The sequence below is a fragment of the Pseudomonas massiliensis genome (genome assembly GCF_000826105.1).
Classification (GTDB): Bacteria; Pseudomonadota; Gammaproteobacteria; order Pseudomonadales; family Pseudomonadaceae; genus Aquipseudomonas; species Aquipseudomonas massiliensis.
Window position 1 is genome coordinate 23,210 of sequence record NZ_CCYK01000006.1, and the last position, 25,005, is coordinate 48,214.

The window sequence follows — 25,005 nt, forward strand, 5'->3', positions numbered from 1 at the left end:
TCCTCACAGTAGCGATAAAAACAGCGTCCGGGCCAGGTTAGGCTCGATTCGACTGCGGTAGATGCTGACCACCTCCTGATCGTTTCTCGCTTGTTCAAGTTGCTTGTGGTAGCCATCGAAACGCTGGGTGGGGGTTTTCAAGTGCGCCGCCGTGTAACCATCGGCCGGAGCGGTCATGGTGTCGTAATGGAAATGCGCATACCACAACGAGTGGCCTGTACTGTCGCGAATCTCGTATTCCTGGACGAAATCCCGGCGCCCTGCTCGCTTCAGTGGTACCCGCTTACCGAGACGATGAATGGTCGCGCGCCCCTGATTCACCAGAAACTGCAACCGGCCAGGGGTTGGCGGCAGGTTCAGGGTCAGCTCGATTCTTGCTTCGGTGCCAAGGCTGCGCGCGCGCCTGGCTTCTTCACGCAGCTGACGTGCCTTCAGTTCAGCCGATTGCCTGTCGATTGCTGCATCAGTCTCATTCAACCGGGTCAAGGCCCGGTCGATATGTTCGGCCGCTTCTTCAAGCTGGCGGGCACGGTTGTGGAACTGGTCTTCCAGGTCAGCAGGTATGCGAGTGACTCTCTTGAGACGGTTGATCTGAACGATTTCTTTACGAGCCGTCGCCAAAGCACGCTCGGCCTCGCGCATACAAGTGCCGAGCTGCTCGACGCGCTCCGGTGCAACCGGCTTTCGCCGCACGGGTTTGGCCCAAAGCCCGGTCTCGGGGTCAGGGTGCCAGGTGGCGACTACCTGGTTATTGGAGGTGACGCTGGCGGTGCGCGTACCGCTTTGTATATCGGTACGCACTTCAGCCATCAGGGCCTGACCATCGACGGTATGTATCACCTGCAACTGCGTGGCGGCGGAACCGGCCTGCCCCTTGCTCTTTCCGGCCCCTTTCGGCGGGCGTGAAGGCTGTTTGCCCTTCCTGCGCCTAGAGGAGGTGGGCCTGATGGCCTGCGGAACCCTGGCGGCGCCCTGTAGATGACTGTCATTACCTTGGGGCATGTCGACCATGGTTTCGCGCAACAAGTCGCCCAGTCGGCTTTCCGCATCGCTCACCAAGGCAGCAAGGGTGTTTCTGAGCTTGCCCATGGCTGAGGATTGGAATTGAGGCTCCAGAGTTTGCTCCAAGAGCGCAAGTGCGTCCTCTGCGCGCTGATACTCGCTGATCGCAGTGTCGAATACCTGGATGCTTTCCTCCCGGCTGACCTCAGGGCGGTCGACGACCCGCGAATGGGACTCGGCGCAAATGAGGGCAGGTTCCAAGGCATCCTGCATCTGCCTGGAAAGATCAGGTAATCCACGCACAGGTTCGATAATGATCCCGATCCGGCAATAGACCTGGTTGGCGTAGAGGTCGAGCGCTGAATGTTCCAGCGGCACTATGCCCTCATTTTGCTTGAGCGCTCTGGCCCCAAGTCCCGGAAACGTTTTTATTTCAGCGATGGTTTCCTGATGAGCCAGGACATAGTCCAGTTCACGTTGACTGTTTTCGGCCTGGCGCTCAAGAAATTGCTGCCAGGCCGGAAGGTCCTCATCGATAACACGGTTCAATTCCTCCTCTTGGGCACGTACGAAAGGAGAGCTGAGAACATAGGCGCGGTTTAGCTCGGAAAGGTTGTTGGTAATGGCCTTGGACGTACTTAGTAGCCTTCCAAGCAGCCCACATGCGCGGTCGGCGAAGTCTGGCAATGGGGTCTGTTCCTGAAGGCCCTTGTATTCCTTGAGGCGGGCCTCCATGCGGCGATAACCCTCGTCGAAGAGAGCATGAAGCTTTTCCCGCTCTTCTACTAAAGCCTCTCCTGCCTCGGTACGGTTATCCAGCTCGTTGGCCAGCGGATTGGTCATCTCCAGCAAGCTGTCGAACTCCTCCACAGCCTGGTGATACAGTTGCTCGCCCGCGAGACGGACCTGCATGTTCTGCTGGCGGCGGGCCTCGATCCGTCTTTTCGGGCCGCCACCCCGCAGATGCAGGCGCGTATCCAATATCCAGCGCCCCGCCTCGTCGCGCCGCAGGTAAGGCCCAGGTTCCCCCTGTGGCCCAACGATTCGGGGTTCAGGGTCGAAGTTGACCGTAAAGAAATCCTGCCCCCATTTCACCAGGAGGCGGTCGGAAGACAGGTAGAGGTCCTTGGTCGGCCCGTGGGGCACCAGGGCAGGCGTACCAATGGACGCGGTTACCCGCAGTCGGCGCAATGCCTGCCGCTGGGTTGCGCTCAAGCTCAGCTCAGGAGACGCCCAGCCCAGCTCGAAGCCCATGGCCGTCGGTACACCGACCGTTTCGGACACGGCGAGCTCACTCAGCCGTGGCAACGGTCCCGGCTCGAAGAACGTCTGCTCCACGCTCGGAGCCGGCACCTCCTGTAGGCCTGGTACCTCTTGAGTGTCATCGGTTTCCTCCCGAGGCGCCGAGGTCCCCGGCTCGTCACCGACCGCGCCGAGCTCTTCGTCCCCGGGCCAGCGAATGGCTTCGCTGAGCAGAAGCATGACGACCGTGAGCAGCAGGTCGCGTCGCGCGCCGTCGCGCTCCGAGGTAGGCTTGGCTTCGGCCTCCAGAAAGCGGACAAAGGCTTCACTGAGCTGGAACAGCCAACCGGCCGTGGCCAAGGGGCCGTTCATAATGGGCAACAGCCCATTGAAAAGGGTCCAGCCCAATTGGGAAAGCGAGATCCAGAAGTTCTCGGCATTGGAAACCGATCGCTGCTCCGCCACGCTGATCAGTGCCTCTACCACCTGCGCATAGAGCGAGTCCAGGACAGGAGGCGCCATGGGGGTCAGAACCAGGCGCGCCGGCGCGCCGGTTTCCACGGGAGCGAATTCACTGCCCTGGCCGAAGCGCGCTACCCGGGGCTCGCGGACCCCCCCATGGCTGTATCGGGCACGTCCCAGGTCAGTCATCCAGCGCAACGCGTCATCCTGAACCTCGCCGGGGGCGGCAAGGTCTTCCAGCAAGGCATCCAGCGAACAGAATTGACGTAGCGGCTGAGCATGCAAGGGCCTATACAGCACGCAAGGCCCACCGCTCTGTTCAGTCGCTACGAACACATAGGTAACCGCGATGGCGTCCACGCCATAAGCGTCGCCCGCGGTAACGCCCAGTCTCATCATGCGTCCGGGGTTGCTGGCTGGATCCATATCCAGGCCGGAAAACACCAGGTGAGCGCCATCGTTGTCCATGTCACAGGCCTGACGCAAGACAAGTTCCTGGGCCAGTAATGGTAACTGCAATCTGATCTGGTCCACGAATGCAGCTTTCCGCTTCGCCGCTCCCGGTCCCTCGAGCAGGCTTTCACGTAGCAATTTAGGATACTGGCCGCCGACATCGGCCCGCTGTACCAGGTCGCGCATCACGTCGCCATTCAGCCAGGCAGGCAAGGTGGTGCCCGGCTTGGCGCTGACCTGTAACCATGCGCCGCTGTGCGCAGCCAGGTTGTCGATCAGCAGCGCGGTAAGCGCCAGAGGCTCTGTAATGATTTCCGTGCGAGCTGGCCCTCCCGCGACGGCAGTCGGGTCTGGCACCACATGCTCCAGGCTCAGCCGAATGTTTTCCGGCTCGAGCGATTGCTGTCCTGGATACGCTCTGGCAGCGACGGTACGCAGCCGATCAAGCGCATAGGCTTCGATCGTCGGTATGCCTTCAAGGAACCAGGCGTGTCCGCTGAGAATGTCCGCTTGGGTCAGTTGCAGCAACGCTTTGCCGTAACGCCAACGATCGGCCAGCCGAGCCCGCCGCAGCCAGTCGGGCAGCATTGCTTGCAAGCGACGAACCTGCGCGGCCTGGGCATGGCCATCGAGTTGGAAAAAACCGGTAAGCGCATCACTGCTCCACTCAAGCCATTCCGGAGCTCCGGCCGATACGCTGGCGCGCACCCGTTCGGTCACGCTGTCGAGTTGCAACAGTTGGGTCTGAAGTAGCGTTCTGGCCAGGGCGACGAAGAGGTCGCCTTCGGGCTCCAGCACTTGAAAGCGGACGCGCTCCAGTATCCCATCCTCCGCCAGGCGCGCGTCGAGAAAGGCTTTCAGGCCATGGGCCTGCAAGAAATAACGAAGGCCAGCGTTTGGCGAAAACAGCAGATAGCTTTCCCTGCTGTCCGACATTGGCAGGATGACCAATAGGTGGGGATCCAGGCGCACATCGTAAGGCATCGCCTGCGAGCCATTCATGATGTGCATGAGTAACCCGCGTGCCGGAGCCGCGCCCGCTGGCAGGTCACCTTCGACATCGCCAACCAGGCTCAGCGCCACCTCGATGGCCTCATGGGTGATACGGTGCTGCGCATGAGCCAGGTCCAGCTCCCTCCGGTAGGCGCGTCGTAGATAATCGGCCATCCACTGCCAGGGCGTGGCGCCATGCCCGTCGAATTCGCTCCAGTAGCGGCACAAGGCCTCCCAATGCGCCTGCATGAGCCATGGCCGTACAGCATCCAGCTCCTCGGCGAAGCGTTGCAGGTTCATGGACAAAGGCACCCACCGGTCACCCTGCTTCTGTAGCGCCATTTGGTAACCCGGGACTACGGTCAAAGGCGTCTGGCTGACAAACAGCTGGATGAGCAGCCTGGGGAGGCGCAGGTGCTCAGGTTCGCCGGTGGTGGATGTCTCGATGGGCCAGCCAAGCGCAATGTCCCAGGGACCTTGCTCGAGGGGCGGTGTAAGCCGGCTCAGCACCTGAGCAACCAACTGCGCGGCGGTATCCTCCAGGGTTGGCTGATCCTTGAATCGCTGCATGGCCTCACCGCTAAGGGAGGCGTTATCACTGAGCATTTGAAACAGGCTGGAAGGTTGCGACATGGAGCGCGCTCCGCGATGGTGGAAAACGCCTATGTCACCGCCTGAGCTTCCACGCGATGCGGTAATCCTGTACCGCTTCGCTTGCGCATAGCGAAGTCCGCAAAGCTTCCTACACTTCTTCATGCGCTAGCCGCTGGTTTAGCAAAGAAATCCGAAACTTCTACCGCACCACCGGGTCAGCTTAACAGTGAGCGGCGCGCCTATTCACAGCGACCCTCGCCCACCCCTCCAGGAGCGTGTGATACCCCGGTTTTCATACCGGTTGGCCGACGGATGTCGGCTTGGGGAATGGATTAGAAAACATTAGAAGTCTGCCAGTAGTCCTTTACGCGACGGGAGAGAGTTTGATGATCAGTGCCGCTGTCGAAACCCACGGAGAGCGTTTCAACCAGCAAGTCAGCGAGGTCACCTCGCTGCCAGCCATTACTTCGACCAGCAAGGTGCTGCAGCCCGAACATATTGCGAATCCCAATCGCAAGAAAGTACTGTTCGTCACTTCGGAAATGGCTGACCTGATCAAGGCCGGCGGCCTGGGTGACGTGTCCGCCGCCCTGCCCCGCGCCATGAGCCATCTGCATGACGTACGTATCCTGATTCCTGGCTACCCCCAGGTATTGGAAAGCGACAACCCCATTCACATCGTAGGGGAGCTCAGCGGCTACGCGGCGCTGCCCCCCTGCAAGGTCGGCCGCATGGATACCGCCGACGGCCTGGTGATCTACGTTTTGATCTGCCCTGAGCTCTATGAGCGCGATGGCAACCCCTATGGCGCCATCAACGGCCGTGACTGGCCAGACAACCATATCCGTTTCGCCCGCCTTGGCATGGCCGCCTGTGACATCGCTGCCGGCCACGGCATGGTTCACTGGAAGCCGGACCTGGTCCATGCCCATGACTGGCCCAGCGGCCTGGCCCCCGCGTACATGCACTGGCGTGGTGTGAAGGTACCGACCCTGTTCACCATCCACAACCTGGCCTACCAGGGCGTGGTCAGCCTGGCGTGCTGCCCCGAGCTGGGCATTCCGGAACATGCGCTTCAGCAGGAAGGCATGGAATTCTACGGCAAGCTGTCGTTCCTGAAGGCCGGCATGGCCTACGCCAGCCATATCACCACCGTGAGCGCGACCTATGCCCAGGAAATCACCACCCCTGATTTTGGCTGTGGCCTGGATGGTTTCCTCAGCAGCAAGGCGCAGCAAGGTCTGCTCAGCGGCATACCCAACGGCATCGATGAAAGCTGGGACTCAGCCACCGACGCCCACCTGGTATGCCCGTTCAGCCTGAACGACTGGGAAGGCAAGACAGTGAACGCCGACCATGTGCGCAAGCTCTTCGAGCTGGCGCCTTCACAGGGGCCTCTGTTCGCCGTGGTGTCCCGCCTGGTCTACCAGAAAGGACTGGACCTGACCGAAGGCGTCACCGACTACATCGTCCGCAACGGCGGCCAGATCGCGATCATTGGCCGTGGCGAGCCGGAAGAAGAACAGGCCATGCGCGACCTGGCCAAGCGCTACCCCGGGCAGGTGTCAGCGCGCATCGGCTTCAACGAGACCGACGCCCGTCGCATGTTCGCCGGCAGTGATTTCCTGCTGATGCCTTCGCGCTATGAACCGTGCGGCCTGAGCCAGATGTACGCGCAACGCTTTGGCTCCCTGCCGGTGGCACGACGCACGGGCGGGCTGGCCGATACCATCGAGGACGGCGTGACCGGCTTCCTGTTCGACGAGCCCTCGGTCGCAGCCTACGAAGCGGCTCTGCAGCGCGCCTTCTACGCCTTCAGCAAGCCGGAACTACTCAATGCCATGCGCTGCCGGGCCATGACACAGCCCTTCAACTGGTCGCAAGCGGTGGAACCCTATGCCGAGCTGTACACCAAGCTGGTGAACCGCTCACATGGACGTGCCGGGCGGCACTACTGATCATCAAGGAGCGCCGCAATGGCTGACCTGCAACCTGTTACCAGGGCCCACGGGGCTGTCCTCGTGGGCGACGACCTGACTCGCTTTTCCCTGTGGGCGCCTGATGCGAACGCCGTCGAGGTGGTGTTCGACGATGGCGAGTCCCTGTCGATGACCGCCGAAGAAGATGGCTGGTTCGTGAGCCAGGCCAATTGCGCGGCGGGCACAGCCTATCGCTATCGAATCGATGGTGAACTGGAAGTCCCGGATCCGGCCTCCCGAGCCCAGCAAAGCGATGTTCATTCAGCCAGCGTAGTGGTTGACCCCGCTGCTTATCAGTGGCGCCGTCAATGGCAGGGTCGGCCCTGGCACGAAGCGGTGATCTACGAAGTGCATGTAGGCCTGATGGGTGGTTTCGAGGGGGTGGCCAAGCACCTGCCCCGCCTGGCCGCCCTGGGCATTACCGCCATCGAATTGATGCCTATCGCCGAGTTCCCAGGCGACCGTAACTGGGGCTACGATGGCGTGCTGCCCTATGCGCCTGAACACAGCTACGGCAGCCCCGACCAGCTCAAGGCGCTGATCGACTCGGCCCATGAGCATGGCCTGATGGTCATCCTGGACGTGGTCTACAACCACTTCGGGCCGGACGGCAATTTCCTCAACAGCTATGCCAAGAGCTTCTTCCGCGAAGACAAGCATACGCCCTGGGGCGCCGCCATCGATTTTCGCCGCCCGCAGGTACGTGAATTCTTCATCGGCAATGCACTGATGTGGCTGCTGGACTACCGCTTCGACGGCCTGCGCTTCGACGCGGTCCATGCCATCGAAGATCCTGACTTCCTCGAAGAAATGGCGCGGCGTATCCGCAAGGCCATTCCAGCCGGGCGCCACGTTTGGCTGAATCTGGAAAACGAGCATAACGAGGCGCATCTGCTGCAGAAAGGCTATGACGCCCAATGGAACGACGACGGCCATAACGCCCTGCATGTGCTGCTCACTGGCGAAACCGAGGCCTATTATCAGGACTATGCCGAAGATACCACGGGCAAGCTTGCTCGTTGCCTCGGCGAGGGCTTCGTCTATCAGGGGCACACCAACCGCCATGGAGTAGCCCGCGGCGAGCCCAGCGGCCACCTGAACCCAACGTCTTTCGTGCTCTTCCTGCAGAACCACGACCAGATCGGCAACCGCGCCTTCGGCGAGCGCCTGAGCCAGCTTGCCCCCGAACCGGCTCTGCGGGCCGCGACTACGCTCTTGCTGGCCTCGCCGATGATCCCCCTGATGTTCATGGGGGACGAATGGGCCGCAGCCGAGCCCTTCCAGTTCTTCACCAGCTTCCATGGTGAGCTGGCCGAGGCTGTTCGCAAAGGCCGTCGCGCCGAATTCGAGGCATTCAGCGCCTTCCAGGACCCCGAGCGGCGCGAAAGGATTCCCGACCCTAACGCTGAATCCACTTTCGATGCCTCTCGCCCGGCCTTCGACCATTTCGAGGCACACCAGCGTGGGCCCTGGGTCGAACTCTACGTGCATCTGTTGAGCATGCGTCGGCGTGACCTCTGGCCCAGGCTCCCGGGGAGCGTGGCCAAGGGCGTGACTGTTCTGGGGGACAAAGCCGTATCAGCACGCTGGAGGCTCGGCGACGGCAGCATCTGGCAGATCGACCTGAACCTGGCCGAGCAGCCCGTTGCGGCGCAATTGCCCTTCGAGCGCCACTGGCTGTTCGACAGTCGTGGTCCGAACGCACGCTTCGAACGTGTCGGGGAGCTGCCTGGCTATACCGCGCTGGTGAGCCTGATCCCGGCTGACGTGACGGAGGCAGGGGTATGACCGAGAAACTGGATCAAACCCTGGAGGCGCTTGCCCGGCACGTCGGCATCGCCATCGACTGGAACGATGCCAACAACCGCCCACAGCGGGTATCAGAAGAAGTTCTGCGCAAGGTACTGAGCGCCCTGGGCCACCCCGCCAACGATCAGGCCCAGGCAGAGCGAAGCCTGGCAGCGTTCCAGCAAGAAGGTGGCGAAGCACTGCCGCCCCTGCTGACGATCGACCAAGGGAAGTCGCTTGCGCTCAAAGACTGGTTCAGCCCGGGTGCTCCCTGCGTGGCCTCGCTGGAAAGCGGCGAGCGAATGGAGCTTAGGCTTGATGCGGATGGCGCGCTGCCGGGCCTGCTACCGGTAGGCTATCAGCAGTTGCAGATCGGCGACCGTCATTTCACCGTGGCGGTGGCGCCTGCCCGCTGCTACAACGTGGCCGACGCGCTTGGCACCCCGGCGGCTCGCGCCTGGGGCCTGGGCGTGCAGTTGTATTCCCTGCGGCGGCCTCAAGACGAAGGCTTCGGCGATACCCAGGCCCTGGAAAGTTTCGTCAAGGCGGCCGGGGAGCGAGGCGCCGATGCCGTGGCCATCAGCCCGATGCATGCCATGTTCAGCAGTGACACTTCACGCTACAGCCCTTATTCGCCGTCCAGCCGGCTGTTCTTCAATGTGCTTTATGCCTCTCCAGCCCAGGTGCTGGGTGCCAACGCGGTAGACACGGCCATCGAAGCGGCCAACCTCAAGCCCGGTCTGCAAGAGCTCGCCCGGCTGGAGCTGGTGGATTGGCCCCGCGCCGCTGAAGCCAAGCTCAAGCTCCTTCGTCAGCTTCATTCAGCCTTCAGCGGCGGCGACCATCCCCTGGCGGGCAATTTCCGCGACTTCCGCCATGCCGGTGGGGAAGCGCTGGCCGATCATTGCTGCTTCGAAGCCCTGCAGGCCGAACGCGCGCGCCTGGGCGAATCTCAGGATTGGCGCCAGTGGCCGGAGGCCCTGCGCCACCCGCGCAGCCCTGAGGTCGCGCGATTCGCCGAGGCCCACCGTGAGGAAATCGAGTTCTATGCCTTCGGCCAATGGCTGATCGCGCGCAGCCTCGACCGTGTCCAGCAGGCCGCCCGTGACGCGGGCATGGCCATTGGCGTGATCGCCGACCTGGCCGTGGGTGCCGACGGCGCTGGCAGCCAGGCCTGGAGCCGCCAGGACGAGTTGCTGGCCGCGGTCACGGTCGGCGCCCCGCCCGACATCCTCAACCGCTCCGGGCAAAGCTGGGGCATTTCGGCATTTTCACCCGAAGGGCTCAAGCGCAACGGTTTCCGCGCCTTCATCGAGATGCTCAGGGCCAATTTCGCCCATGCCGGGGGCCTGCGCATCGACCACGTGCTGGGGCTCAACCGGTTGTGGGTGATCCCCCAGGGCGAAAAACCTACCCATGGGGCCTACCTGCAGTTCCCTCTGGACGACCTGCTGCGCCTGTTGGCGCTCGAGTCCCATCGGCACAAGGCGATCGTGCTGGGCGAGGACCTGGGTACGGTGCCCGACGGCCTGCGCGAGAAGCTGGCTGCCCGGGACATCCTTGGCATGCGAGTGCTGCTGTTCGAACAGCATCATACTGGTGCCTTCAAGCCCTTGCTCGACTACCCGGACAATGCCCTGGCCACGACCAGCACTCATGACCTGCCGCCGCTGAAGGGCTGGTGGCGCGCCAACGAGATCGACTGGACGCGACGGCTGGAACTGATCGACGCGCAGACCGAAGAGGAATGGCGGCAGACCCGTGTGCATGAGAAGAACGGTCTTGAGCACATCCTGCGTCAGGATCCCGAAAACTTCAGCGACGAGCAGCGGGCCGAAGACCTGGCGGACCGGGTGATCGACGCCAGCGTCCGTTTCCTCGGGCATACCCGGGCACCTTTGGTGCTGCTGCCGTTGGAGGACGCCCTGGGCGTGGTCGAGCAGCCCAACCTGCCTGGCACCGTCAACGAACACCCGAACTGGCGGCGCCGTCTGAGCCCCGACGCTGCCGACCTGCTGGACCAGCCCGACCCGGCGCGGCGTCTGGAACTCCTTGCCGTAGCCCGCCGACAAGCCCACGAGCGCGACCGATGAAGCCATTTACCGCCAGTATCCGCCTGCAGTTCCATAAGGACTTTACCCTGGACCACGCCGTGGCCCTGGTTCCCTATTTCGAGAAGATGGGGATCAGTCATGTCTATGCCTCGCCCCTGCTGACCGCCCGGGCCGGCTCCATGCATGGCTACGATGTGGTCGACCCTGCCCGGATCAATCCGGAACTCGGCGGCGAGCCGGCCCTGCGGCGGCTGGTCGCCGCCCTGCGCGAGCACGGCATGGGCCTGATCCTGGATATCGTCTCCAACCATATGGCGGTGGGCGGGGCCAGCAACCCCTGGTGGCTGGACCTGCTCGAGTGGGGACGGCGCAGTCCTTATGCCAACTTCTTCGATATTCAGTGGAACTCCCCCGACCCGCTGCTCGAAGGGCAACTGTTGATTCCTTTCCTGGGCAGCGATTATGGCAGTGCGCTGCAGAAGGGCGAAATCCCGCTGCGCTTCGACGCCGAGACGGGCAGTTTCTACGTCGAGCACTACGAGCACCGTTTCCCTATCAGCCCGCCGGACTACGCCAGTATTCTCAGCATTGCGGTGGACAACCGCCTCGAGGCATTGGGCGAGCGGTTCGGCAAGCTGTCCCATGGTCCAGACGCCTACAGCGCGGCGCAAGGTCTGCGTAGCGAGTTGGCCAACGTAGCGGCCGAGGGCCCGGCGTTCCGCGCGCTGGAAACCGTCCTCAAGCTGTATGACTCCACTACACCGGAGGGCTTCGAACGGCTGCACCGCCTGCTCGAGCGCCAGCATTATCGGCTGGCCAGCTGGCGTACCGCGGCGGACGACATCAACTGGCGGCGGTTCTTCGACATCAACGAACTGGGCGGCTTGAAGGTGGAGCGCGGCGATGTCTTCGAAGCCACCCATGCCAAGATCTTTGAGCTGGTAGCCGAGGGGCTGGTCGACGGCCTGCGCATAGACCATGTCGACGGCCTGGCCAACCCAAGGGCCTACTGCCGCCGCCTGCGTCGTCGTGTGCAGGGCCTGCTGGCGCAGCGGCCAGCGGCCACTCAGCTGGATCATTTCCCGATCTATGTCGAGAAGATCCTGGGCAACGGCGAACAGTTGCACCGTGACTGGCAGGTGGACGGCACCACCGGCTACGAATTCATGAACCAGGTATCGCTGCTACAGCACGACGGACGTGGCCAGCAATCACTGACCGACCTGTGGGTGCGCTTGAGCGGGCGCACTCCGGATTTCATGGAAGAGGTTCGCGCGGGGCGTCGCTTCGTGCTGCACGGCACCCTGGCCGGCGACTTCGAATCTGTGGCTCAAGCACTGTTGCAGGTCGCCCGTGGCGACCTGATGAGCCGGGACTTCACTCTGGGCGCAATTCGCCGCGCCCTCGAAGCCCTGATCGTGCATTACACCGTCTACCGCACCTACATCACGCCGTGTGGCCGACCTGCGGAGGACGAGCCGTTCTTCAAGCAAGCGGTGGAAGGCGCGCGCGCAGACCTGAGCGAGGGAGACTGGCCGGTACTGGACTTCCTGATCCGTTGGCTCGGTGGGGAGCCATGGCGTAGCCTGCCAGTCGGCCGTCGACGCCAGAACCTGCGCCAGGCCTGCATACGCTTCCAGCAACTGACTTCCCCTACCGCCGCCAAGGCCATGGAAGACACCGCTTTCTACCGCAGCGCGGTACTGTTGTCGCGTAATGACGTTGGCTTCGACCCTGAGGTGTTCAGCGCTTCGGTGGAAGCCTTCCATGAAGCCTGCCGGGTCAGGGCCCAGGCGTTCCCACGCAACCTGCTCGCCACGGCCACCCATGATCATAAACGCGGCGAGGACACTCGGGCGCGGCTGGCAGTGATCAGTGAGCGCAGTACCTGGTACGGTGCCCTTGTTACCCACTGGCAGGCCCTGGCCAGCCCACTGCGCGGTACCTTCGGTGACGGCCCCGCGCCTGCGGGTGGTGATGAGGCCATGCTCTACCAGGCCTTGCTCGGTAGCTGGCCGCTCGAATTGGAGGCTGACGATAGCGCAGGGTTACAGGCCTATGCCGAGCGTATGTGGCAATGGCAACAGAAGGCCCTGCGCGAAGCGAAACTGGTCAGCAGTTGGAGCGCGCCCAACGAAGCCTATGAAAGCGCTTGTCGCGATTTCCTCCAAGGCCTGCTTACCGGTGAGTCCGCCCTTGCCTTGCGTCAATCCATCGTCTGCGCCGTACATAGCCTTGCACCCGGCGGTGCCTTGAACAGTCTGGTGCAGTGCACGCTCAAGGCGACGGTTCCGGGGATTCCCGACCTATATCAGGGCACGGATCGCTGGGACTTCAGCCTCGTGGACCCTGATAACCGCCGCCCGGTGGACTACACTGCCCGAAGCGAAGCGCTGGCCCATCTGGATTCACCTGCCGCCCTGCTGGCGGACTGGCGCGATGGCCGCGTCAAGCAAGCCTTGATCGCGGCCCTGCTCCACGCCCGGGCCAGCGAACCGGCACTGTTCCTGCAGGGAGACTACCTGCCGCTGCAGGTTCAGGGTGAACAGGCGCACCGGGTGTTGGCATTCGCCCGCCAGCACGAAGGCCGCCACGCCATAGTGGTGGTGCCAAGGGTGTGCAGCGAGCTGCTCGAAGGTGGCGAGCTGCTGGTCCCCGCGGATAAATGGGGCGACACCGCTGTTCTGTTGCCTGAACATCTTGCGCAGCACAGATTTAAGGGACTTTTTTCAGCTCAGGCAGTCACATTGGACAAGGACTTGCGGATGAGCGCGGCGCTACAGGAGTTCCCCGTCAATCTCTATCTACAAAGTGACTCGTGATCAGGAGCAATGGATATGAGCGTAAGCGATAAGCGCATCGAGGAATTTGCCTACTATCTGTGGGAATCCGAAGGGCGCCCCGATGGCAAGGACAAGGAACACTGGGAGAAGGCTCGCAAGTTGGCGGAGGCTGAGGACCAGGCCCCGGCACGCCTGCCCCGCAAGGCTCCGAAAAAGCCGAAGGACGACGCGCCAGCCGCTGCCGTCAAGGAGCCTGCGGCGCCTCGGGCCAAGGCCGCCAAGCCTGCGCCCAAGGCAGCCACCAGCAAGGCCGCGCAGGAGCCGGCTTCCACAAGCAAAGCGGCACCGAAGGCGGCCACCGCCGAGAAGAAGCCCCGCGCTAGCCGCAGCAAGCCCGCCGCCAGCTGAACACAGCTGCAGCGCTCATGGCCCGGTCGGTTTCCGTCGGGCCAATAGCGTGAGCCAGGCCGGCCGCGTGGCAGTTCAGGGTTTGCCCTCTTCGCGGTACCTCCCTCTCTCGATCTCTGACCTAACTTTACTCTAGCGTACCTACGTGAAGGACTCCCCATGAGCCGGCAAAAGAAAGCTCAAGCACCCGAAGCATCCGCCACTACCTCCTTGATCGACCCGACCCGCATCCGCGAAGGCCTTCCTTTCCCCCTGGGAGCGACCTGGGATGGCCTGGGGGTGAACTTCGCCCTGTTCTCAGCCAACGCCACCAAGGTCGAACTTTGTATCTTCGATTCGGCGGGCGAGCAGGAAATCGCCCGGATCGAACTGCCCGAGTATACGGATGAGATCTTCCACGGCTACCTGCCTGACGCGCACCCCGGCCTGATCTACGGTTATCGGGTCTATGGCCCTTACGATCCGCAGAATGGCCATCGCTTCAACCATAACAAGCTGTTGATCGACCCTTACGCCAAGCAACTGGTGGGAGAGCTCAAATGGTCCGAAGCCCTCTTCGGCTACACCATCGGCCATCCTGACGACGATCTCAGCTTCGACGAGCGCGACAGCGCGCCTTTCGTGCCCAAGTGCAAAGTGGTGGACCCGGCCTATACCTGGGGCCAGGACCAGCCCGTGCGGGTACCCTGGGACAAGACGGTTATCTATGAAGCCCATGTGCGCGGCCTGACCATGCGTCACCCTTCAGTGCCGGAACCTGTACGCGGAACCTTCGCCGGGCTGAGCAACCCTGATGTCATCGACCATCTGAAGAAACTGGGCGTTTCATCCATCGAGCTGCTGCCCATCCACGGCTTCGTCAATGATCAGCACCTGCTGCAAAAGGGCCTGAACAACTATTGGGGCTACAACACCATCGCGTTCTTTGCGCCCCATGCCCGCTACCTGGCCAGCGGCAAGATCGCCGAGTTCAAGGAAATGGTCGCACACCTGCACGATGCCGGCCTCGAAGTGATCCTCGACGTGGTCTACAACCACACCGCCGAAGGCAACGAACGCGGCCCTACCCTGTCCATGCGGGGTATCGACAACGCGTCCTACTACCGCCTCATGCCGGATAACAAGCGTTACTACATCAACGACTCCGGCACCGGCAATACCCTGGACCTCAGCCATCCCTGCGTGTTGCAGATGGTGACCGACTCGCTGCGGTACTGGGCCAGTGAAATGCATGTGGACGGCTTCCGCTTCGACCTTGCTACCATTCTCGGCCGTTACCACGAGGGTTTCAGCGAACGCCACAGCTTCCTCGTCGCCTGTCGCCAAGACCCGGTGCTGCGCTCCGTGAAGCTGATCGCCGAACCCTGGGACTGCGGCCCGGGTGGCTACCAGGTTGGTGGCTTCGCGCCAGGCTGGGCTGAGTGGAACGATCGTTTCCGCGACACCGTGAGATCCTTCTGGAAAGGCGATGACGGCAAGTTGGCGGACTTCGCCGCGCGCATGACCGGCTCCGGGGAACTGTTCAACCAGCGAGGTCGTCGCCCGTTCAGCTCGGTGAACTTCATCACCGCACATGACGGCTTCACCATGAAGGACCTGGTGTCCTACAACGAGAAGCACAACGAAGAGAATGACGAGAACAACCAGGACGGCACCAGCAACAACATGTCCTGGAACCATGGGGCAGAAGGTCCGACGGACGATCGCAACATCATCGAACTGCGCCTGCGGCAGATGCGCAACTTCTTCTCCACCCTGCTCTTCTCCCAAGGCACACCGATGTTGGTGGCCGGCGATGAGTTCGCGCGCACTCAGAACGGCAACAACAATGCTTATTGCCAGGACAGCGAGATCGGCTGGGTGAACTGGGACCTGGACGAAGACGGCAAGCAGTTGCTCAAATTCGTCCGCCGGTTGACCAGATTGCGCCTGACCTACCCGATGCTGCGCCGCAATCGCTTCCTTGTGGGCACCTACAACGAGGAGCTCGGCGTCAAGGACGTCACCTGGCTCGACCCCCAAGGCAACGAAATGAGCCCTCAGCAGTGGGAAGAGCCCCACGGCCGTGCCCTGGCCATGTTGCTGGACGGCCGCGCGCAGCCCACCGGTATCCGCAAGCGCGGTGACGACGCTACCCTGCTGATCATCGTCAACGCGCACCATGACGTGGTCAACTTCCGCTTGCCGGAAGTACCCCAAGGCAAGCACTGGGTCTGCCTGGTAGATACCAATCGCCCTGATCTCAATGAACACGAGGCGATCGCCTTCGGTAGCGAATTCATGGTTACCGGCCGATCGTTCCTGTTGTTCGAGGCTCATCGCGAAAAAGAAGACTGAGTCCGCTTCCGCCAGCTCTATTGGCTCCCACAGGTAAACCGAGCAAGCTTCGGCCGCCACCTGTGGGAGCTTGCCAAGCAAGCGAATTCCCAGACGCGACACCCGCATTCACCCCGCTCGGAACTGCCCTCCAGACGGCCAGTCTTAAATCAGGACTGTATTAGTTTTGAGGAGCCGCCGTGTACGCCGATCCAGCCGAGGGTGCCAGCCAGCCCCATGGGGACGCCAAACGTGACCGTGACGTGCACCGAATCCGGGTACTGACGGTCAACACCCACAAGGGCTTCACCGCTTTCAATCGCCGCTTCATCCTTCCAGAGCTTCGCGAGGCCGTCCGCAGCACCAGCGCTGACATCGTTTTCCTCCAGGAAGTCCTGGGCGGGCACGACCGACACGCTACCCGGTTCGCCAATTGGCCACAGATGTCTCAATATGAGTTCCTCGCCGACAGCATGTGGCCGGAATTCGCCTACGGCCGCAACGCGGTCTACCCTGATGGCCACCATGGCAATGCCTTGCTGTCGAAATATCCGATCATGCACTACCGCAACCTCGATGTGTCCATCACTGGGCCTGAGCGCCGGGGGTTTCTGCATTGCGTGCTTCAGGTGCCGGGGCATGACGATGGCGTGCATGCGATCTGCGTGCACTTGTCCTTGATGGAGCACCATCGGCAACAGCAGCTGGCGCTGCTCAGGCAATTGCTTGATTCCCTGCCCGCCCACGCGCCGGTCATCATCGCGGGGGATTTCAACGATTGGCAGCTCAAGGGCAATGCCACCCTCGCTCGCTATGGCGACCTTCACGAAGCCTTCGAGCACAACTTGGGCAGCCTGCCCAAGACCTACCCGGCGCGCTTCCCGCTGCTGCGCCTTGACCGCATTTACCTGCGCAACGCGAGCAGCCACGATCCCCGTATTCTGGGGACGCGGCCCTGGACGCATCTGTCGGATCACCTGCCCCTGGCGGTGGAAATCCACCTGTAGATAGACCGGTAGGCAAATCGGTAGTCAGTGGGTTGGGAGTTGAGTGTCGGCAACACCGCCAGGCGTTGCCGACACACTGAGCGCTAGCCGCTAACCCTGGCCGGTATGCTCGTCCTGCCCTAGCGAAGGACGCGGCAGGCTTTCCGGCTTCAGAATGAGCACACCCAGCGGCGGCAACTTGAGGTTGACCGAGAAGCTCTGTCCGTGGCCTGGAATCTCCTCGGCCGCCACCCCACCGCCATTACCGACATTGGACCCGGCATAGGTTTCCGAGTCACTGTTGAAGACCTCGTGCCACAGCCCCGGCACCGGCACACCGATGCGGTACTCCTCCCGTGGTACTGGGGTGAAGTTGGCGACCACCAGCAATGGCTCGCCCTGGCGACTCCAGCGCAACCAGGCGAACACGCTGTTGACGGCATCGTCACCGATCACCCACTGGAAGCCCATGGGCACGCAGTCCTGTTCGTGCAGGGCTGGCTCGCTGCGGTAGAGGCGGTTCAGGTCGCTGACAACCTGTTGAACGCCCTTATGCTCGGGGGACTGGGGCAGGGACCAGTCCAGTTGATGATCATGGTTTCATTCCCCCCCCTGACCCAACTCGCCGCCCCCGAAAAACAGTTTACCCCATGGGCACGCAGTCCTGTTCGTGCGGGGCTGGCTCGCTGCGGTAGAGGCGGTTCAGGTCGCTGACACCCTGTTGAACGCCCTTATGCTCGGAGTACTGGGTCAGGTACCAGTCCAGTTGATGATCATGGTTCCATTCCCGCCACTGACCGAACTCGCAGCCCATGAACAACAGTTTCTTGCCCGGGTGAGTCCACATGAACGCCAGGTAGGCGCGAAGGTTGGCGAACTTCTGCCAACGGTCCCCTGGCATCTTGTCGATCAGCGACTTCTTGCCATGCACTACCTCGTCATGGGAAATCGGCAACACGAACTTTTCGGAATAGGCATACACCAGGCCGAAGCTGAGTTCGTTGTGATGATGCTGGCGGTGGATGGGGTCATTCTGCACGTAGTGCAGAGTGTCGTGCATCCAGCCCATGTTCCACTTGTAGGAGAAGCCGAGGCCGCCTGCCTGAGTACCCTGGCTCACGCCTGGCCAGGCGGTGGACTCCTCGGCGATCACCATGGCGCCGGGGGTTTCCTGACTGACCACATCATTGAGGTGACGCAGGAAGTCGATGGCTTCCAGGTTCTCGCGGCCACCGTAGCGGTTGGGGATCCACTCGCCGTGCTTGCGTGAATAGTCCCGGTAAAGCATGGACGCCACGGCATCTACCCGCAGGCCGTCGATATGGTAGTGCTTGAGCCAGTGCAGCGCCGACGCGATCATGAACCCATGGACCTCGGTGCGCCCCAGGTTGTAGATCAGGGTGTTCCAGTCCTGGTGAAAGCCCTCCAGAGGGTTGTCGTACTCGTACAGGGCGGTGCCATCGAAGCGAGCCAGGCCGTGAGTGTCCGTGGGGAAGTGCGCTGGTACCCAGTCCAGGATCACGCCGATTCCCGCCTGGTGGCAGCGGTCGATGAAGGCGGCGAATTCGTCAGGCTCGCCATACCTGGCCGAGGGGGCGAACTGGGATAGCGGCTGATAGCCCCAGGAGCCACCGAAGGGGTGCTCCATCACTGGCATCAGTTCGATATGGGTGAAGCCCAGTTCCTGGACATAGGGAATGAGCCGGTCGGCCAGTTCGCTCCAGTTGTAGTGACGGCTGAATTCCCCTGCTTCGTCGGTTTCCACTTGCCAGGAACCAGCGTGCAGCTCGTAGATCGACAGCGGCTTGTCAAGGCCGGTGCGCTGCGCCCGGTGTTCCATCCAGTCCTGGTCCGCCCATTGATGGCGCAGACGAGTCGCCACTCGAGAGCCGGTCGCCGGCGGCAGCTCTGTCCAGCGGGCCAAGGGGTCGGCCTTGAGCGGCAGCACGCCGTGATGGCCGAGTACTTCGTATTTGTACACCTCCCCCGCCTGCAGGCCGGGGATGAAGATCTCCCACACACCGCTGGGCTTGCGCAGGCGCATCGGGTGCCGGCGGCCATCCCAACCGTTGAAGTGGCCCACGACCGAGACGCGGCGAGCGTTGGGTGCCCATACCGAGAAGCGGACGCCTTCCACCCCGCCCACATTGATCACCTGGGAGCCCATGGCATCGCTCAGGTTGCGATGGTTGCCCTCGGAGAACAGATAGATATCCATTTCCCCCAGTTGCTCGCCGAAGCTGTAGGGGTCGTGGGTCACCTGCACTCCGGTGGCCCAATGGATCTTCAAGCGATAGCCTTGGTCCGCGTCGAGACGGCCGGCGAACATGCCCGGCACGCTTGGGTGCTCTTCAAGCTGGCCCAGGCTGTCATCATGCTGGTAGCCGAGTAGTTCCACTCTCATGGCATGGGGCAGATAGGCACGCACGTGGCGGCCGCCCGCACCGTCGGAGTGCGGCCCCAATACCGCGAAGGGGTCACCGTGCACGGCTTGCACCAATGCCTGTATATCCGCGTCAGGCGGAAACACGCCCTGGGCGCGGGCCTCTCCTTGTTGCGCACTCATGAATGCTCTCCATTGGTCGCCAAAAGCCCCACCAGCCCATGCAAAGGCACGGCCAGCCAGGCAGGTCGGTTTTCGGCTTCGTATGCAATTTCGTAGGCAGCCTTTTCCAGGCTGAACAGTTCAAGCGCGGCGCGTTCCCCGTCGGGGTCTTCCCACGCGTGGGCCAGTGTGGCACTGGCCAGGCCGTAAGCTTCGATGAAGGCCTGGCGCGCTTCGCTCAGATAACGCTCGGCCACGCGCTCGCGAGCGGCACCGGCTTCGCTGGAGGTGTCCACTGCCTGTGCGTTGCGCACCGCCATGGCGGCCGCATAGTCGAACGAGCGCATCACCCCGCTGACATCCTTGTAGGGGCTGTACTTGCCTCGACGTTCGTCCAGCGGACGGGCAGGCTCGCCCTCGAAGTCGATCAGGTAGGCATCACCCTGTACCACCAGCACCTGGCCGAGGTGAAGGTCGCCATGGACTCTCATCACCAGTCCGCCCTTGGCGGCCTGGGCCAGCTTGGCCACATGGGCCAGCAAGGTTTCCCGCTGGGCCAGAAGCTCATCCACCTTGGGTCGAGTGTCATCCGTGAAGCTGTCCTTGTGTTGTTCGAGCAGATGCAGCGCGTGTTCGACCTGTGCGGTAATGCTTTTGCTCCATGTCTGGACATCTTTTTCGTCGCTGACCCGAGCCTGGAAATCCTGGTTCTCCGTTTCACCGGCCAGGGCCACATGCATCTCGCCCAGGCGCTGGCCGAGCATGCCGGCGAAGGCCTTGAGTTCCTCGAGGGCGTTATAGTGCTGCGCCTGCTGGGACTGGGCGGCGTCCAGTTCATCACGCACAGCTCTTTCCAGGCTGTTCTGGGTCCATTCCCAGGCATCGCCCTGGTTGTTCAGGTAGCCTTGAGCGATCATCAGCAGGTTTGCGGTCCCGCTTTCCTCGACGCGCTGCACGGCGCCCATCAACGGTGAAATGTTCTGGTAGCCGGCATTGGTCAGGAACGCGCCCATCTCCAGTTCCGGATGGATGCCACCGTTGACTCGGCGGATCATCTTCAGAACCATATTGCCGCCAACCACTACCGAACTGTTCGACTGTTCGGCGGACAGGTAACGGATTTCGGGCTCATCCGGCAGGTTGAGGGCTTCCATCTGCACCGTGTGGGTGAAGCGAAGCTCGCCTTCAGCGCACGGCAGCACCGTGTCGGCCTTAAGCCCCCGCACTACAGCGCGAATAAAGCTTTCCAGCACAAAGGCGTCGGTAAGCAGGCCTACCCGATTGTTGCGGCGCACCTTGGACAGCGCAAGTTGCGAGGGCAACGCGCCGGAATTCGCGCTCTGGTCTTCCGACAGGAAGCCGAAGGGGAACTGGTAGCGACTGACCACCCCACCGCTGCTGACTTCTATTTCGCTGAGCAGCACCGGATTGGGCAGGTCGCTGAAGCGGACCCCGTACGCCAGACGGATGTTGTCAATGCTGCTGCCCTTGCCGGCGAACCAGCGCCGCTTGGGCAGATACTGAGGCAGGATGCGCTGCTCCAGGGCGTCGCGCGCCGGCGCGTCGAGCAGGTCCTGCATCCTTTGTTTGACCACCAGGGTTTCGTAATCGGGCATGGGTTGCGCGGCCTCCACGTGCCAGCTGGGCATTTGGTTTTCCGGAGCCAGTAGGAACCAGTAGAAACCATAGGGCGGTAGGGTCAGTAAGAACGGCAGTTGGCCGATAGGTGGGAAAGCACTGCCGCCGAGCATCTCTACCGGCACCATCCCCGCATACAAGGAAAGGTCCAGTTCCGCGGCCTGGGCGGCCCGGGAAACGTTGGCCACGCACAGCACCTGCTCGACCCGGCCCGTGGCATCGGTATATTCGCGCAGGTAGGCCAGGATCCGCCGGTTGCTTGGGGTGAGCATCTTCAGGGTGCCGCGGCCGAAGGCCTGCTGCTGCTTGCGCACTGCCAGCAAGCGACGGGTCCAGTTGAGCAGCGAATGGGGGTCGCCCGCCTGGGTTTCCACGTTCACCGCCTGGTAACCGTACAAGGGATCCTGGATCGGCGGCAGCACCAGGCTGGCAGGGTTGGCCCGGGAAAAACCGCCGTTGCGGTCCACCGACCATTGCATGGGCGTACGCACGCCGTCACGGTCGCCCAGATAGATGTTGTCGCCCATGCCGATTTCGTCGCCGTAGTAAAGCGTCGGCGTTCCCGGCATGGACAGCAGAAGGCTGGTCAGCAGTTCGATACGGCGCCGGTCGCGCTCGAGCAAAGGCGCAAGGCGACGCCGGATGCCCAGATTGATACGGGCCCGGCGATCCGCGGCGTAGTGGTTCCAGAGGTAGTCCCGCTCACGGTCGGTGACCATTTCCAGGGTCAGTTCATCATGGTTGCGCAGGAAGATCGCCCACTGACAATTGGGCGGGATCTCCGGCGTCTGCCGCAGGATGTCGGTGATCGGGAAGCGGTCTTCCTGGGCCAGGGCCATGTACATCCGCGGCATCAGGGGGAAGTGAAAGGCCATGTGGCATTCATCCCCATGGTCACCCTTGCGCTCGCCGAAATACATCTGGGTGTCTTCGGGCCACTGGTTGGCCTCTGCCAGCAGCATGCGGTCCGGATAGTTGGCGTCGATTTCGGCACGGATGGCCTTGAGCACCTGATGGGTTTCGGCCAGGTTCTCGTTGTTGGTGCCGTCGCGCTCGATGAGATACGGGATGGCATCCAGCCGCAGGCCATCGATGCCCAGGTCCAGCCAGAAGCGCATCACCCCGAGCACCGCCTTCATTACCTGAGGGTTGTCGAAGTTGAGGTCGGGTTGATGGGAATAGAACCGATGCCAGAAGTATTGCCCGGCGACCGGGTCCCAGGTCCAGTTGGACTTCTCCGTGTCCAGGAAGATGATCCGCGTGCCGTCGTATTTCCTGTCGTCATCGGACCACACATAGAAATCGCGGGCGCGCGAGCCTTTCTTGGCCCGGCGGGCTCGCTGGAACCAGGGGTGCTGGTCGGACGTATGGTTGATGACCAGTTCGGTGATGATCCGCAGGTTGCGCTTGTGCGCCTCGGCGATGAAACGCCGCACGTCCGCCAAGGTGCCGTAGTCCGGGTGCACCGCCTTGTATTCGGAAATGTCGTAGCCGTCATCCCGCCGAGGCGACGGGTAGAACGGCAATAGCCAGATGGTGTTGACCCCAAGCTCGGCAATGTAGTCGAGCTTGGCGATCAGCCCTGGAAAATCTCCGATGCCATCGTTGTTGGAATCATGGAACGACTTGACGTGCACCTGGTAAATCACCGCGTCCTTGTACCAGAGCGGGTCGTTCAGAAAGGCTTCGCGCGATCTTTTGGCCATTGAATGCGTCCGTCAGTTGGCTTTTTTCAAGCGCCAGATCCCGAATGGCATATGCGGCTCCAGGCGAGTGAATTGGTTTTTCCCGTACCAGGTCCAGTGGTGCCCGGTCATCAGGTCTTCACCCATGACCGCCGCATTGTCATCCAGCCCCAGCTCCCACAACGGCAGTTCGAAATGCGCTTCCTGAGCGTTATGCGGGTCCAGGTTCACGGCGACCAGGATGAAATTGCTCTTGTCGGGGGTGCGCTTGCCGAAGTACAGGATGTTGTCGTTCCAGGCGTTGTAGAACTGTACGCCCAGATGGGTTTGCAAGGCCGGGTTCTGGCGCCGGATGCGGTTGAGCTGGGCAATCTCGGCGATGATGTTCCCTGGCTGGGTGAAGTCCCGTACTCGAATCTCGTACTTTTCGGAATCCAGGTATTCTTCCTTGCCAGGGATGGGCGCCGATTCGCAGAGCTCGAAGCCTGAGTACATACCCCACAGGCCGGACCCCATGGTGGCCAGGGCGGCGCGAATAAGGAAGCCGGGACGGCCGCTTTCATGCAGGAAGAACGGGTTGATGTCCGGCGTGTTGACGAAAAAGTTCGGCCGGTAGCACAGGGACCACGGCGGCTGGTTCAACTCGGTGAAATACTTCGCCAGCTCGGCCTTGGTATTGCGCCAGGTGAAATAAGTGTAGCTCTGGCTATAGCCCACCTTGCCCAGGCGGGCCATCATGGCCGGCTTGGTAAAGGCCTCGGCGAGGAACATCACGTCCGGGTCTCGACTGCGTATTTCCTCGATCAGCCACTGCCAGAACGGCAAGGGCTTGGTATGGGGGTTGTCCACCCGGAAGATCTTCACGCCTTCCTGGACCCAGCCCCAGACGATCTCGCACAGCTCCAGCCAGAGCGACGGCACAGCCTCGGCGGCATAGAAGTCCACATTGACGATGTCCTGGTATTTCTTCGGCGGGTTTTCCGCGTAGCGGATGGTGCCGTCCGGCCGCCAGGAGAACCAGCCCGGATGCTGCTTGAGCCAGGGGTGGTCCTGAGAGCACTGGACGGCGAAGTCCAGGGCGATCTCCAGGCCATGGTCCGCGGCCGCTTTCACCAGACGGCGGAAATCCTCACGAGTGCCCAGTTGCGGGTGGATGGCCTCATGGCCACCCTCCGGGCTGCCGATGGCATAGGGGCTGCCGACATCGTCTGGGCCGGCTTCCAGGGAATTGTTGCGGCCCTTGCGGTGGGCCCGGCCAATAGGGTGAATGGGCGTGAAATAGAGAACGTCGAAGCCCATGTCGCGAATCATCGGCAGCCGAGTGTGCACATCGTTGAAGGTGCCATGGCGTTTCGGGTCATCGGTGATCGACCTGGGGAACAGCTCGTACCAGCTGGCGAATTCGGCCAGCTTGCGCTCCACCTCTACGGGGTACTCCGGGCTGCGGCTGAGGAACGGGCGGTTGTCCGCCTCGCGCATGTCGCGAGCGGTAGCGGGCTCAAGCAGCAGCCGCACCCGTGCGTCGCGATCCAGCCCGGCCAGTTGGTCATGTACCTGCTGCAAGCGCTGGCGCAGCTCACCCTCGCTGCGGCCCACGGCGTGGGCCAGGTGCAAGCGGCCCTCTTCCAGTTCCAGATCGATGTTCACGCCGGCCGCGTATTTCTTTTCCAGCTCATAGCGATAGCTGGCGTATTCGTCTCGCCAGGCCTCGATGACGAACGCATGCCGACCGACCTCGTCAAAGGTAACCTCGGCCTGCCAGCTGTCGTTGCCAAGCTCGCGCATGTCTTGGCTCTGCCAGTCTTCACTGCCGACCCGATGCCAGCGCAACAGCACTGCCAGTTTATCGTGGCCATCGGTGAACACCTTGGCATCGACAGTCAGCGTACGCCCTGGCAGAGACTTGATCGCCCAGGCGCCGCCGTCGAGTATCGGCGACACGTCTTCGATCGCGATGCGAGGCAACAGGAGTGCCTCGGCGACATTCAAACGATGTTCCGAAGATTCGGCCTGGGGGGCGCCTGGTCCTGTTTCAAAGGTTTGTTCCACCGTCATCGAGCTTCGCTCCCTACCTTGG

General features: G+C 62.3%; 10 protein-coding genes and 2 pseudogenes. 7 read left to right on the forward strand and 5 right to left on the reverse strand.

Annotation, left to right across the window (positions count from 1 at the left end; all coding sequences use genetic code 11):
* Positions 1-3: 3 nt before the first annotated feature.
* A complete protein-coding gene (locus BN1188_RS06290; protein WP_040260599.1) occupies positions 4-4,785 on the reverse strand; it encodes a dermonecrotic toxin domain-containing protein in 4,782 nt (1,593 codons plus the stop codon).
* Positions 4,786-5,132: 347 nt separating this feature from the next.
* On the opposite strand from BN1188_RS06290, the gene glgA reads away from it, so the two are divergent.
* From glgA to BN1188_RS06325, 7 genes are all read left to right on the forward strand, one after another.
* Positions 5,133-6,704 (forward strand): glycogen synthase GlgA, encoded by a 1,572-nt coding sequence (gene glgA, locus BN1188_RS06295; protein WP_040260600.1) that lies wholly within the window; start codon positions 5,133-5,135, stop codon positions 6,702-6,704.
* A gap of 18 nt (positions 6,705-6,722) precedes the next feature.
* Positions 6,723-8,513 (forward strand): malto-oligosyltrehalose trehalohydrolase, encoded by a 1,791-nt coding sequence (treZ, locus tag BN1188_RS06300; RefSeq protein ID WP_040260601.1) that lies wholly within the window; start codon positions 6,723-6,725, stop codon positions 8,511-8,513.
* Positions 8,510-10,606, forward strand: coding sequence for a 4-alpha-glucanotransferase (malQ, locus tag BN1188_RS06305; RefSeq protein WP_040260602.1), 2,097 nt, complete (start codon positions 8,510-8,512; stop codon positions 10,604-10,606). The genes treZ and malQ overlap by 4 nt, the downstream gene beginning before the upstream one ends.
* The gene (locus tag BN1188_RS06310; protein WP_040260603.1) at positions 10,603-13,389 is read left to right on the forward strand and encodes a malto-oligosyltrehalose synthase; all 2,787 of its coding nucleotides are present in this window, start codon (positions 10,603-10,605) and stop codon (positions 13,387-13,389) included. The genes malQ and BN1188_RS06310 overlap by 4 nt, the downstream gene beginning before the upstream one ends.
* A 15-nt stretch (positions 13,390-13,404) precedes the next feature.
* Complete coding sequence (locus tag BN1188_RS06315; RefSeq protein ID WP_040260604.1) at positions 13,405-13,758, forward strand: DUF2934 domain-containing protein; 354 nt, start codon at positions 13,405-13,407, stop codon at positions 13,756-13,758.
* A 159-nt stretch (positions 13,759-13,917) separates the two neighbouring features.
* The gene (gene glgX / locus BN1188_RS06320) at positions 13,918-16,095 is read left to right on the forward strand and encodes a glycogen debranching protein GlgX (RefSeq protein WP_040260605.1); all 2,178 of its coding nucleotides are present in this window, start codon (positions 13,918-13,920) and stop codon (positions 16,093-16,095) included.
* Positions 16,096-16,337: 242 nt separating this feature from the next.
* Positions 16,338-17,081: an endonuclease/exonuclease/phosphatase family protein gene (locus tag BN1188_RS06325; protein WP_052469232.1), complete on the forward strand. Its 744-nt coding sequence runs from the start codon at positions 16,338-16,340 to the stop codon at positions 17,079-17,081.
* A gap of 90 nt (positions 17,082-17,171) precedes the next feature.
* Here the strand turns inward: BN1188_RS06325 and BN1188_RS06330 are convergent.
* The 4 genes and pseudogenes from BN1188_RS06330 to BN1188_RS06345 all read right to left on the reverse strand — a co-directional run.
* A pseudogene (locus tag BN1188_RS06330) lies at positions 17,172-17,612 on the reverse strand (alpha amylase C-terminal domain-containing protein); the annotation flags it as partial.
* A 94-nt stretch (positions 17,613-17,706) separates the two neighbouring features.
* Positions 17,707-19,626, reverse strand: a pseudogene (gene glgB / locus BN1188_RS06335) (1,4-alpha-glucan branching protein GlgB); the annotation flags it as partial.
* Positions 19,623-22,949, reverse strand: a complete 3,327-nt coding sequence (gene treS, locus BN1188_RS06340) for a maltose alpha-D-glucosyltransferase (protein ID WP_040260607.1) — start codon at positions 22,947-22,949, stop codon at positions 19,623-19,625. The gene treS and the pseudogene glgB, both read right to left, overlap by 4 nt.
* Before the next feature lie 12 nt (positions 22,950-22,961).
* Positions 22,962-24,983, reverse strand: coding sequence for an alpha-1,4-glucan--maltose-1-phosphate maltosyltransferase (locus BN1188_RS06345; RefSeq protein ID WP_040260608.1), 2,022 nt, complete (start codon positions 24,981-24,983; stop codon positions 22,962-22,964).
* Positions 24,984-25,005: the final 22 nt, after the last annotated feature.

Coding starts and splice junctions, on each gene's coding strand:
- BN1188_RS06290 (WP_040260599.1), bottom strand. CDS start 4,785: ATGTCGCAACCTTCCAGCCTGTTTCAAATGCTCAGTGATAACGCCTCC.
- glgA (WP_040260600.1), top strand. CDS start 5,133: ATGATCAGTGCCGCTGTCGAAACCCACGGAGAGCGTTTCAACCAGCAA.
- treZ (WP_040260601.1), top strand. CDS start 6,723: ATGGCTGACCTGCAACCTGTTACCAGGGCCCACGGGGCTGTCCTCGTG.
- malQ (WP_040260602.1), top strand. CDS start 8,510: ATGACCGAGAAACTGGATCAAACCCTGGAGGCGCTTGCCCGGCACGTC.
- BN1188_RS06310 (WP_040260603.1), top strand. CDS start 10,603: ATGAAGCCATTTACCGCCAGTATCCGCCTGCAGTTCCATAAGGACTTT.
- BN1188_RS06315 (WP_040260604.1), top strand. CDS start 13,405: ATGAGCGTAAGCGATAAGCGCATCGAGGAATTTGCCTACTATCTGTGG.
- glgX (WP_040260605.1), top strand. CDS start 13,918: ATGAGCCGGCAAAAGAAAGCTCAAGCACCCGAAGCATCCGCCACTACC.
- treS (WP_040260607.1), bottom strand. CDS start 22,949: ATGGCCAAAAGATCGCGCGAAGCCTTTCTGAACGACCCGCTCTGGTAC.
- BN1188_RS06345 (WP_040260608.1), bottom strand. CDS start 24,983: ATGACGGTGGAACAAACCTTTGAAACAGGACCAGGCGCCCCCCAGGCC.